9 protein-coding genes and 1 pseudogene are annotated in these 12,253 nt (G+C 41.0%); all 10 read right to left on the reverse strand.

Annotation, left to right across the window (positions count from 1 at the left end):
* On the reverse strand, positions 1-1,085 hold a 1,085-nt coding region (locus tag QM629_RS01520), incomplete at its 3' end, for a hypothetical protein (RefSeq protein ID WP_415156478.1).
* A gap of 263 nt (positions 1,086-1,348) precedes the next feature.
* A complete protein-coding gene (locus QM629_RS01525; protein ID WP_415156480.1) occupies positions 1,349-1,618 on the reverse strand; it encodes a hypothetical protein in 270 nt (89 codons plus the stop codon).
* A gap of 424 nt (positions 1,619-2,042) precedes the next feature.
* On the reverse strand, positions 2,043-5,201 hold the full coding sequence (locus QM629_RS01530) for an efflux RND transporter permease subunit (protein ID WP_415156482.1): 3,159 nt from the start codon (positions 5,199-5,201) through the stop codon (positions 2,043-2,045).
* A gap of 125 nt (positions 5,202-5,326) precedes the next feature.
* Positions 5,327-6,472 (reverse strand): efflux RND transporter periplasmic adaptor subunit, encoded by a 1,146-nt coding sequence (locus tag QM629_RS01535; protein WP_415156484.1) that lies wholly within the window; start codon positions 6,470-6,472, stop codon positions 5,327-5,329.
* Positions 6,473-6,696: 224 nt separating this feature from the next.
* Positions 6,697-8,013, reverse strand: a complete 1,317-nt coding sequence (locus tag QM629_RS01540) for a TolC family protein (RefSeq protein ID WP_415156486.1) — start codon at positions 8,011-8,013, stop codon at positions 6,697-6,699.
* Positions 8,014-8,217: 204 nt separating this feature from the next.
* Positions 8,218-9,042: a KilA-N domain-containing protein gene (locus tag QM629_RS01545; protein ID WP_415156488.1), complete on the reverse strand. Its 825-nt coding sequence runs from the start codon at positions 9,040-9,042 to the stop codon at positions 8,218-8,220.
* Between the two features lie 76 nt (positions 9,043-9,118).
* Positions 9,119-9,979, reverse strand: a complete 861-nt coding sequence (locus QM629_RS01550; RefSeq protein ID WP_415156490.1) for a M28 family peptidase — start codon at positions 9,977-9,979, stop codon at positions 9,119-9,121.
* An 86-nt stretch (positions 9,980-10,065) separates the two neighbouring features.
* Positions 10,066-10,593, reverse strand: a complete 528-nt coding sequence (locus QM629_RS01555) for a hypothetical protein (RefSeq protein WP_415156492.1) — start codon at positions 10,591-10,593, stop codon at positions 10,066-10,068.
* Between the two features lie 10 nt (positions 10,594-10,603).
* Positions 10,604-11,002 carry a hypothetical protein gene (locus QM629_RS01560; RefSeq protein WP_415156494.1) on the reverse strand — a complete coding sequence of 133 codons (399 nt, stop codon included), beginning with the start codon at positions 11,000-11,002 and terminating at the stop codon, positions 10,604-10,606.
* Positions 11,003-11,008: 6 nt separating this feature from the next.
* Positions 11,009-12,201: pseudogene (locus QM629_RS01565) on the reverse strand (protein kinase domain-containing protein); the annotation flags it as partial.
* Positions 12,202-12,253 lie beyond the last annotated feature (52 nt).

The following is a 12,253-nucleotide window of genomic DNA, read 5'->3' on the forward strand; positions in this document are numbered from 1 at the left end:
AAATCTACTACAATTTTTTGCTTTCCCTTATTCATTAAAGATGTCATCAATTGTTTCATGGATAAAACATTATCAGAACTGTCTTTTAATTGGGTCTTTAACATTATGTTTTCGGGCAATGGTTGATGTGCATTAACATACAGTTGAAATTCTCCTTCAAGGGAATGGCTTAATTCCGGGTCCTTTATTTTTGATTTGGAGTATTTAAATATTTCTTTTATTTCATCCATGCTTATCCCGGCATAAGTGGCTTTTTTGAAATTACTGAATATAAGAAAATCGCTATAAAGATTAGAATGTACGCCGCTAACTGCTTCCTGGATGGAAGTAATATAATTTGATTTATTTCCTTTATTCTCCAATAAAAGAGATGAACCGAGTTGCGTTGAATTAAAAGAAAATACAATAGGTTTTCGAACTGCACTCTCTAAAACTCTCCTTAAGGAATCCTTTAAAAATTTACCCGCGGCTGTTTCTGCATAAGGGTTCCATATTCGGTCATACAGTGTTCGCAATATTTGAATATTTACGAAAGATGCAAAAGCTTCACTTTGTGCAATTTCTTGCCGGTATTTGTATTTAAAATTGCCGGCTTGCTGCAATATTTTATTAATCTGGTTCGAATTGTCGGCCGAGTCGGTCGGAACAGGGTAATTTTCGGTAGCATTCTGCCATTCAATACCAAACGAAAACTTATTTTTAATACCCGGGCTGATTTTATAGGGCTTTCTGTTATCGTCCGTAGTACTATCAATAAGTAAAAGTTGCTTTTCAGGTTTATTGTCCAGAAATACCTCATACGTAGGCCCTATCAGGCCTAATGAGTATAGCTGGTTGAAATTATTTGTTGGTGTTGCAATCTTTAACTCCCATGTGCTATCATTTATTTTTTTAGCAGAGTTGATGGGGGTTGATTTGCTAAAGTCAGCTTTCCATTTTCTAACACCTGGAATAAAATATGATTCTGTTGGCTTATCGGGCGCCCGGAAAATACAAACAATGGTTGTGGAATCAGAATAACCCAGATTGGCATAAGCACAATTATAAACTGACAAGAGCATAAACGTATATCCTATTGTTTTCATTTTAATAGTCATATAAGTTGGGTAAATTAATTTTTACTTATTAGGATAATAATAATATTGCACTTTATGGATCGGTCAGTTTCATTTAAATTATTTACTATGCATCATTCAGCAATCTATGAATAAGATGGTATAACAATGCAAAAAAGTTTAATAAATTCATTTTAAACAAACAAACCATATTGCATAGAATTGTTTTAAAATTCAATAAACACAGGAACAAAACCATGCAATATGGTTTTAAAAATGGTTACCGAATAAAATTAACACGTACATGAACTCGTACTTCTATCATATCCCGTCACTCCACTACAACTACTATCAAGTCCAGCACCTGTAGTAGGACATCCAGTTCCTTCAATTTCTTTTACTATTTCACCACTGCCATTTCTGCAATAAATAGTGCTTGATTTGCCAGCGCAAGCATCCGTACTAGAACCACTTCCACTACCACCCAATACTTTTTTCAATTGTTCTCTTGAAAGAATTTCTGATGCGCCAAGTTCTATAGTGCGTAATTTAAGTTTCTTCATTTTATTGCAAAAGAAAGCTCATTTAATTGTACAACAGGAATACGCATCTTATGCGCTGACCAAAAGATTGGTTCGTCTTCTTTTCAATAGTTTAAATACCGGCTTTATATAGACTATCTCATCAAGGATAAAAACCTGTCTTTCAACGAAATCATGTCTGCCAGATTTGATTTAATACAACTGAACAAGGCTTTAGAAATGAAATACTGCCCATATTATTAAAGCCCCATTCTCATTTCCACAAGGAGTTTTGTAAACCCGGCCTTTGTATATGCTTTGATAGCCGGGATATTTTTTAAGCTTTTTCCGGGAAAAGAAAAAGAATAGAAAGCCAGGCGCCTGCATTGGAGGATGCAGAAAGGCATAAAGAACAGGCTTTCATGTTTTCGTTTTTTCGCGCTACATCCTGATTTCTCAGCTTATATCACTCACTTAAATTTATCCGCTGCGGTTTTTTTAAACGCTTCCTGTAGGCAATCTTCGTAATCAATACATACAAAACAGGAATGATGAATATGCCCAGCAGGGTTGCAAAAAACATTCCGCCCAATACCGTAAACCCAATGGTGGAACGGGCCTGCGCGCCCGCTCCCGTTGCCAGGGCCAGCGGCAATACGCCGAGAATGAATGCAAAGGAAGTCATTAAGATTGGACGCAAACGCAACCGAACCGCTTCCATGGTAGCTTTAACCAGATCCATGCCATTGTCAACACGCTCTTTGGCAAATTCAACAATAAGGATGGCATTTTTGGCGGCAAGGCCAATCAGCGTTATCAAACCGATTTGTGCATATACATTATTAGAAAGGCTTGGTGTAAACTTCAACGTGAGTATAGCGCCGAAAGCGCCCAAAGGCACGGCGAGCAATACAGCAAAAGGCACGCTCCAGCTTTCATACAAGGCAGCGAGGAATAAGAATACAAACACAATAGATAAGGCAAAGATCATGGTTGATTTACTGCCGGCGTTTACTTCTTCCCTTGATAAACCGCCAAACTCATAACCATAGCCCGCCGGCAAAACCTTTGCAGCCGTTTCGCGCAAAGCATTAATAGCATCGCCGCTGCTGTAACCATCTGCCGCATTGCCATTTATTTCTGCCGTTCTAAACATATTAAAGTGCGAAACCAATGGCGGGTTTTCAACCGTTCTGTACGATATCAATGTGCTCAATGGCACCATAGCTCCCTGCTGGTTGCGCACATAATACGTGCTGAGGTTTTGAATATTGGCGCGGTACGAACTGTCGGCCTGCGCCATTACACGGAAATTTCTTCCGTAAATGGAGAAATCGTTTATATAACTGCTGCCTAAAAAAGTAGAAAGCGTGCTGTACACATCAGAAACATCAATGCCCAGTTTTTCGCATTTGTCCCTGTCCACCGTAACCTGGTAGCCCGGCGTTTTTGATGTGAAGAAAGTATAGGCGCGGCTTATTTCAGGGCGTTGGTTCAGGGCGCCGACAAACGACTGCACCACCTGTTCAAACTGCTTGATGCTGTCGGTGCTTTGCTGCTGCTGTAATTCAAAAGTAAAACCGCCGGTGGAACCTAACCCTGGAATTGCCGGCGGAGGGATTACCACAATATTGGCTTCCTTAATACCGGCAAACTGTTTTTGCAGCGAAGCAATAATACCGTTTAATTGTTCGGCCTTATCTTTTCTTTCATCCCAGGTTTTTAGCTGGGTGAAGATGGTGCCGCTGTTGCTCTTGCTGGAAAAGGTTACCACGTTCAAACCGCCCAGGGCGGCAAAATGGCCTACGCCCGGCGTTGAACTAACAATCTTCATCATCTTCTGCAGGGCTTCCAGGCTGCGGGCGGTGGAAGAAGCCTCCGGTAATTCGTAGGTAATGTATAAACGGCCTTCGTCTTCCTGCGGCAAAAAACCGGTAGGTTTAGATTTGAATAAAAACACCGTTCCCACCACAAGGCAAATCAAAATAATAACCACGTAACGTGACCCCTTAATTGATTTTTGAACGCCGTTTGAATACTTCTGCGTTGTTCTGTGAAACCAGTTATTGAAACTATAGAAAAACCTGTTCAGCCAGTTGCGGGATGAACCCTCTCTGTGCTCGGGCCGCAGCATGATGGAGCACAAAGCCGGCGTGAGCGATAAAGCCACAAAGGCAGAGATCAATACAGAAATAGCAATGGTAATAGCGAATTGCTGGTACAACCGGCCTACGATGCCCGGTATAAAACCAACCGGCACAAACACCGCGGCCAATATTAAAGCGATGGCCACAACCGGCCCTGATATATCCCGCATGGCTTTGGCCGTGGCTTCTCTGGCCGATATTTTTTCCGAATCAATATAATGCTGCACCGCTTCCACCACCACAATCGCATCATCCACCACAATACCAATGGCCAGCACAAAACCAAACATGGTTAATGTATTGATGGTAAAGCCCAGCGGGATAAAAAAGATGAATGTGCCGATAATAGAAACGGGAATAGCCAGCACCGGGATTAAAGTGGCCCGCCAGTTTTGCAGGAATAAAAACACCACCAATGTTACCAGCAATAAAGCTTCAATAAGGGTTTCAACCACTTCATCAATGGAAACCTTTACCACCGAAACCGATTCAAACGGAACAATATAATCTATATCATGCGGGAATGATTTCTTCAGCACTTCCATTTGCTTGTAAATACCATCGGCCACATCGAGGGCGTTGCTGCCCGGCGCCTGGTAAATAAGCAGGTAAGATGCACGTTTGCCATCCACAAAAGAATTGCTGGTATAACTGAATTTACCCAATTGCACCCTTGCCACATCTTTTAAATAAGTGATGGCACCTGTTGAAGGGTTTGTTCTTACAATCACATTCCTGAACTGTTCTTCCGTGCTCAACCGGCTGTTGGTAAGAACGGTATATTCAAAAGCCTGGCTGCCCTGCTGCGGCGGCGCACCCACCGAACCGGCGGCTATTTGTACGTTTTGCGATTTTAATGCATTGGTAACATCCGATGCGGTTAAGCCAAGCTGGCCCATCCTGTCGGGCTGCAGCCATATACGCATGCTAAAATCATCGGCACGGGTAAATATATCGCCCACACCCGGCACACGCAATAAGGCATCCCTTATATAAATATTGGTGTAGTTATCAACGAAAGTTACATTGTGCGAGCCATTGGGCGAGTACATCGCCACCAGCATTAAAATGCTCGGGTTACGTTTGCGCACGGTTACGCCCAATTGCTTTACCTCATCCGGCAAACTGGGCGATGCAATGCTTACGCGGTTCTGCACATCAAGCGTGGCAATGCTGGGATCGGTTTTCAAATCGAAATAAGCATTGATGGTAGTGCGGCCATCGCTGGTGCTGTTGCTTTGCAGGTAGGTCATGCCCGGCGAACCGTTTACCTGCGATTCAATAGGCGTTGTTACGGTTTGCTCCACCGTTTGGGCGTCTGCGCCGGTAAATGTGCCGGTTATCTGCACCTGCGGCGGCGTAATTTCAGGATACTGGCTCACCGGCAAACCCATTATTGCCAGCAAACCCACCAATACAATTACGATCGAAATAACTATTGCCGTTACAGGCCGTTTTATAAAAGTATCTGCAATCATCTCTAATCTTCTTCTTGAATAATTATTTGGTTACCGGCTGCAGTACCTTGTAGCATCAGGTGGAGCCTGTCCCGCACTTGTTGGATGCGGGATCGCATCACTTGTACTGCAGCAATGCTATTGGCTTAATGCGCCTGTTTAGGTACGCTATCCTGTACAGCAGCATCCGAAGCCGGTTTTACAACAGCGCCGCTTCTTACTTTTTGCACGCCATCGGTTATAATTTTTTCACCGGCGGTTAAGCCGTCTTTTACAACCGTTTTATCGTTAATACGCATACCGGCCGTAATTTTTGTTTGCACCGCTTTATTGCTATCACCCAATACATACACAAAGTATTCGCCCATTTGCTCTGTAATAGCTTTTGTAGGTATAAGAATAGCATCATTGTTATAGCTTTTTACACGCACATTACAGGTCATGCCGGGTTTTAAAATGCTTTGTGGGTTCGGAAATTCAAGCCTTGCCCGGATAGTGCCCGTTTGCGGGTCCACAGCGCGGTCCAGCAGGGCAATCTTGCCGGGATAGGCGTACACGCTGCCATCGGGCAACGCAATGGTGAAAACGGAATCGCCAATGGCGCCGCCCTGTTGCTGCATTTTTACAAAGCGGGGAATCTCTTTTTCATCCACCGCAAAATCAACCGCCAGCGAGCCTTCTGCTGAAATAGTGTTTAATATGGTAGTGCCCGGCGTAACGGCCGAGCCCAGTTTAACCTGCGAAATACCAATTACACCACTGAATGGCGCATAGATATTCGCATAACGGAGATTGGTTTCAACCGCTGCAGCACTTGCTTTAGCTGCTTCTACCGACATTTTTGCTGCATCGAGATCGGCCAGTGCATTATCAACCGTTTGCTTGGCAATGGCATCGTTTTTATCCAGCTCCAGATAACGGTCTGCATTTTTCTGCGCTTTTGCCAGGTTGGCCTTCGATACGTTTAAATTGGCAATGGCCTGGTTATAATCGCCGGCATATTTCTGCTGGTCTATTGAATACAGGCGCTGCCCTTTTGTAACGCGCTGCCCGTCCTGGAAATAAATGCCGGTAATATAACCGCTCACCTGCGCATGAATATCCACCTGGTTCAATGCATTTATGGTGGCAGGATATTCATCATAATATAATGCAGGCGCCTGCTGCACCGTATCAATATTTACAGATACCGGCGGCGGGGCCTGCTGCTGTTTGTTATCTTCTTTCGCGCCGCAGGATGCAGCAGCTCCTATCATCGCCGAAAAAACTAAAAACTGTACTCCTTGTTTCATTCGTGCATATTTATTTTTTAATTGTCTCATGGAACCTCGCTATGTACATCCCACTGTGTGAGAAACATTATCCTGCTCGGTTTCATTCGTGCATATTTATTTTTTCAATTGTCTCATGCCCGCCTGAGCCATTCAGTCGGGCAGGGAACGCCCTGGTACACCTGCCTCACCGGCAGGCAGGCATTCCCTGTGTGAAGAATACATTTTACATGAGCGTTTCATACTTAATAAGTTAAAATGCCCAGTGCTTTTTGTACATCAAGTTTGCTGCTCAACACTTCATACAAAGCGTTCAGGTAATTTACCTGTGCGGCACGCAGGTCGCTTTCCGCCACGATTACTTCGAGATAGGTTTTTACGCCGGCTTTGTATTGCAGGTTGATGGTATTATAAACATCGTTTGCCAGGTCGAGGTTTTCGCGCTGTGTGCTGTAATCATTCAACACAGATTTATAGGCAGCGAGCGTTTGCGTATATTCTGATTGTATTGAATCGCGCAGCGATTGAAAATTATACTGCAGCCTGTCAAGCGTTAATTGTGCGCTTCGTATCTGGGCTGTTCTTTTAAAGCCCTGGAAAATGGGAAAGCCCAAAGAAATGCCCACATAAGAAGACGGGAAATTGTTTTTATATAATTTGGAAAAATCGTTGTTGGCGTAGTAAAAATTATAGTTTCCATACGCCGATATGTTGGGTATAAAAGCCCACTTATAATATTTAAGGTTTGATTGCAAAAGGCTTTGTTCCGTCTTTAATAACTGGTATTCTATACGGGTTTCATAATTTACCTGCTGCAGCGTATCTATAAAAATCTCATTCTTTAACTGCACACTATCATACACCAGGGAAAAACTATCATTTTGCGGATAGCCCATCAACAGTTTTAACGTAGAAAACTTTGCCTTAACGGCTTCGGTATATTGCTTTTTTTCTGCCTGCGCATTGTTCAGTAAAATCTGCGCCCGTTTATAATCTGTTTTATCAACAATACCGGCCTTATATTGATTCAAAGCATCTTTTACGCTTCTGCTCAAACGGGTTATATCCTGGTTAACCAAATCTATTTGCTGCTGCGAAAGCAATACATCATAAAAAGCCTTGCTTACATTAAGCGTTAAATAAATTTTGTTATCTGTGGTAAGCTGCGAAGCTTCTGTGCGGACATTTTTTGCGGTGCGGCTTGCCAGCAAAACATCGCGGTTAAAAATATTCTGCGTCGCAGAAAAATAAGCCGTTGAAAAATTCTTTGCTGCGGTTGAAACCGGCGTACCGTTTATTACAGAAACCGGCGTTTTAAAATAATGCTGCAATGAATAATCGAGGTTCAGTTGCGGGTACCAGTCGGCCAGCTTTGATTTTATATTGGCATCAACAATCTGCTCATCAATCAGCGACTGTTGCATGCGCGGCTGATGCGCCAATGCATATTGTACACATTCGTTTAAAGTAGCTGCTGTTAAAATTGAATCCTGTTTTTGCTGTGCCTGCGCGGGGTTAATAAAATATAAAGACAATAACACTATTACTGGTAGCTTGCTCATATCTCCATTCCTTTCTGTAAAACAGTGGTTTACACCGGGAAGTGTAAACGCTTAAATAAAATAAGCGGCAAAAGTAAGGAATGGGCTTAAACGATTGTTTAAATTTTTTTAAACGGTAAGATTGCCGGTAATTAGTGAGGTATAAAGAAATGAAAAGGCTTATATCTATATTTCTCAAGCGAAAATTGAAATGTGACCAACGCCCTATTTCAATTTCCTTGTACTGCTGCTTCCCAACAATGATTTCATTTGAGTAATAGCAACTTTGTTCAGTTCTGTCAATCTTTCTGCCTGCGGAAATTCTTTTCTGATTAAGAGCGCATTGATGCTTTCCATATTGCTCAGTACTACCAACTGTTCGATTGTGGCTTCATCACGGATGTTTCCCTTCGCATCCGGGTTTTGTTCTCTCCACTCTTTGGCGGTCATTCCAAACAGAGCAACGTTCAATAAATCGGCTTCGCTGGCATACACAAAACCTGCCTGTTGTTTGGTAATTTCTTTCGGTACCAGGTTCTCTTTAATGGCGTCGGTATGGATGCGGTAATTAACTTTTGCCAGGGTGCGTTGAAGGTTCCATTCCAATTTTGACCGGTTGCTTTCTTCTTCCTTCAGCCGTTGAAATTCTTTGATAACAAATAACTTAAATTCTATCGAAATCCAGGATGCAAATTCCAGGGCGATGTCTTTATGTGCAAACGTTCCTCCATACCTGCCCGGTTTTGATGTAATTCCAATAGCATTAGTGCTTTCAATCCAGCGTTTAGGTGTCATTACAAAACTGTTTAACCCAGCTTGCTTTCTAAACCCCTCGAATTCGAGGGGTTTAAAATCGGGATTGTATATTGTTTCCCAAAAACCCAAAAGTTCAATGGTGTTCCGGTTCCTCATCCAGTTTTGGATAATACTGTCTGTATGTTCTGCATCTTTATATCTCGCTATATCTGTCAGTGAAATAAAATCCTGCTGATTATCTTCATAAAGTGCAATATCTACATCCTGAACTGTTATTTTCTTATTCTTCGCCATTAAGTTCTGGTATTTGAATACCGAAATTTACAAAAAGGATTTTCAGATTGGAAAACCGAATGTGATTTGTATTACCTCAAAAGTTAATGATTGCATTATAGCAGCAATTAATTACGGCAATCATTTTAGGGAAGTCAAGTGTATCAATAGTATCAGAGGGTTGATGATAATTTGGGTTTCTGATAAATGAAGTATCATTTATCATTAAAGCATTATATCCAAACTTCCAATAGTTCCTCTGGTCAGAAAGTCCCGCAAGTCCGTTGCCGTTTGGAAAGTCAATCACCTGTACATCTATTTCGCCAACCTCTTTCATCTTGTTGTAAACTTGTTGATTGAATGCAGCAAAATTCTCAATACCTACTACTACAATAAAATTGGCTGTGCCCGGATAAAGTTTTGCCAACTCAGGAGATGGATATGTTTGAGAATTGGGTGTATCTGAAAAATAACCTATCATTTCATAACAAATCATGCCAATTACATCAACGTTATTATCAAACAAAGATTTGGCGTGAACGTAGCTACCCATCTCATTTGTAGCAAAAAAAGGAGGCTCTTCTAAGCAGTAGGCAACAAAATCAATTCTGTAATCCAAATCCGGGGCTCTTTCTGAAATTAAACGCGCAGTTTCCAACAAGCCCGCTACGGCACTTGCATTATCATCTGCTCCCGGTTGGTTGCCACACACATCATAATGGGCACCGATTATTAGTCGCTTAGTTTTATGTTTATTGTAGGAGGCAATTACATTTGTATATTCCGTTCCGGCAGCAATCCATTTTTGCTCTTCAGTTTCATGACCTGCTTTTTGAAATTCATCGTTAATATAATCAACAACTTTTGCCAGGCTCCCTGTATTTGAAAAGTTGCGATAGGGTCTTAACGATGTCAGAAAATCAACGTCTGTGTACATTCTTTTTTCTTGTGCTGGCATTTTTTGTTGTTTTAAAATTTAAGGGCGATAGAAAAAGTTATTTACTGAGGAAAGGAGGGTGGCAAGGACTATTTTATACTCTCTTATCATTCTTTGTTCGAATTATCAGGCACATTTGTATCTATGGTAATCAGGTCAAACTGTGGCAACTCCGTTGTTTCAAAATACTGGCTTGTGATTTTATCCAAAAAACTATCTGTGATAATATCTTCTTCCAAGTATTGTTCAAGGTCGGGAAACTTCACCAAAATTTTCTCATCGCTAATTTTCAAACGGTGTCTGATGTTTTTGAAAAACTTGATTTCGGAATATTCAACTACTTCATCTGCATTGATTGTTTGAATAGCAAAATCAATCAACGTTAATTCTTCTTGTTCCGAAACGTCAGCCGTTTTCAGCAAGTCAAAATAATGCTGAATAAACGCTTTTCCGTTTGTGTTGAGTTCTGTTACCAATTGATTGATTTCTTCCTGAAAATTGAAGTTTTTAAACAACTCGGATTTTTCGCACATTGATTTGATGAGAGAAATTTCTCTTTTGTCAATGTTGCCGTCTGATGCCATACAGCAAAACGCTGTTTTCAGCAATAATTTGTCAAAAGTTATGGTGTCCATATTTTACGATTTAATTGTTATTTCTGTTAGTGTTAAACCCAATTCTTGTTCTTTCGTTTTTCTGTTCAATGTTTTCTCCGTCCATTTTCGCTTTAATGATTTCATATTTTTTCAATTCCTGCAAAGGCACGGACGGTTTTGTGTTCTTGATTATTTCTTCCAAAATTTTCATTGAAATTCTTGCTTTGGTTTTCAACGCTAATCTTGATGCTTCGTTTACCAAAAATTCAATGTCTGCCGAAACGTAGTTTTCCGTGAATTTTGAAAGTTGGTCGTAGTCCATTCCAAAATCCAACGGACGATTTTTCAAATACATTTCAAACATTGCTTTTCGTGCTTCAAAATCGGGTGGCGACAAATAAAATTTCTTATCCAAACGACCTGCACGAAGCATTGCAGGGTCAATCATATCGGGATAGTTGGTTGCTCCGATAATGAAAATTCCTTTTTCGCCTGTTCTGTCCATTTGTGCCAACATTTCGTTTACGGCACTTTTGCTCATTTCGTGGCTGTCGCTATCTCGGTTTGGCAACAATTCGTTTATCTCGTCAATGAAAATTATGGTTGGTGCATTTTCTCGGCTTCCTCAAACATTTTGGCAATGTTTTCCTGTGTAGCATTTACATAACGGCTTTTCAATGTGCTTGGCGTAGCCAACAAAAAATTAAAGCCGACTTCTTCGGCAAAGTGTTTAGCAAAAAATGTTTTTCCGCAACCAGGCGGACCATATAACAACATTCCGTTTGGAATGGCAACTCCATATTTTGCGTATTCTTCGGGACTATGCAAAGCATCAATTACATCTAACTGCATTTGTGCTTTCAATTCTTTCATTCCTGCAATCGCATCAAAACCTTTGCCTTTCGCTTTTTTGCTTTGTATTTTCTTTTCGGGCTTGTCTTCCGATTTTACTTTCTGAATTGTATCAATGTCCTCAATTTCAATTTCGCCATTTATGGCTTGAATAAATTCATTCGCATTTTGAAAACGATTTTCGGTGTCATTGCTCAATGCTTTTTTCAAAAGCAAATTGATTGTTTCTTCATAGCCAATAAAATCTTTTGCAATTTTTGAAAACGACAACGGTTTGCTTCTTTCCTGCAAAACGGTTTCTTCGGCATTTGTTCTGTCTGCAACAAATCTTGAAACATTTTTGAACCAAGGCGGTAAACTATAAAGTAATTGATACATTACCGCACCAACTGAAAAAATATCGCTTTGTGGCGAATACAAACCATTGAAACATTCCGAAGCCACATAATTCAAATTCAAACCGTCTTTGTTGTATGCTTTTGTTGAAGAATGAAACGAACGTGCAAAACCAAAATCAATAATTTTTGCTTTCGGCACATCGCCCGACAAGTCCAACATGATGTTTTGCGGTGTGATTTCGTTATGAATAATCGGCTCCGGCAAGCTGTGCAGATAATTCAAGCCTTTCAAAACATCGGAAATAATTTGCTGAATGTCGTAGTAATTTTTAAATCGTTCTCTGCTTATGCGTTCTGCCAACGTTTCGCCCGCAATGAGATTCAAAATCAAATAACCGAATTTCTTGTTTTCGGTAGTGTTTATTTCTTTGTGTAAATAGCTTATTAGTAGCTGTATAGAGAGTTAACCCGCGGGCAGGTGAAGTGAAGTGAGGCGTAGCGGAGCCGAA

This window comes from Parafilimonas sp., from assembly GCF_047606085.1.
In the GTDB taxonomy this organism is placed as follows: domain Bacteria; phylum Bacteroidota; class Bacteroidia; order Chitinophagales; family Chitinophagaceae; genus Parafilimonas.

What these genes read in the sequence shown, in the direction of transcription:
- QM629_RS01525 (WP_415156480.1), bottom strand. Translation starts at nt 1,618, where the DNA reads ATGAAGAAACTTAAATTACGCACTATAGAACTTGGCGCATCAGAAATT.
- QM629_RS01530 (WP_415156482.1), bottom strand. Translation starts at nt 5,201, where the DNA reads ATGATTGCAGATACTTTTATAAAACGGCCTGTAACGGCAATAGTTATT.
- QM629_RS01535 (WP_415156484.1), bottom strand. Translation starts at nt 6,472, where the DNA reads ATGAAACAAGGAGTACAGTTTTTAGTTTTTTCGGCGATGATAGGAGCT.
- QM629_RS01540 (WP_415156486.1), bottom strand. Translation starts at nt 8,013, where the DNA reads ATGAGCAAGCTACCAGTAATAGTGTTATTGTCTTTATATTTTATTAAC.
- QM629_RS01545 (WP_415156488.1), bottom strand. Translation starts at nt 9,042, where the DNA reads ATGGCGAAGAATAAGAAAATAACAGTTCAGGATGTAGATATTGCACTT.
- QM629_RS01550 (WP_415156490.1), bottom strand. Translation starts at nt 9,979, where the DNA reads ATGCCAGCACAAGAAAAAAGAATGTACACAGACGTTGATTTTCTGACA.
- QM629_RS01555 (WP_415156492.1), bottom strand. Translation starts at nt 10,593, where the DNA reads ATGGACACCATAACTTTTGACAAATTATTGCTGAAAACAGCGTTTTGC.
- QM629_RS01560 (WP_415156494.1), bottom strand. Translation starts at nt 11,002, where the DNA reads ATGATTGACCCTGCAATGCTTCGTGCAGGTCGTTTGGATAAGAAATTT.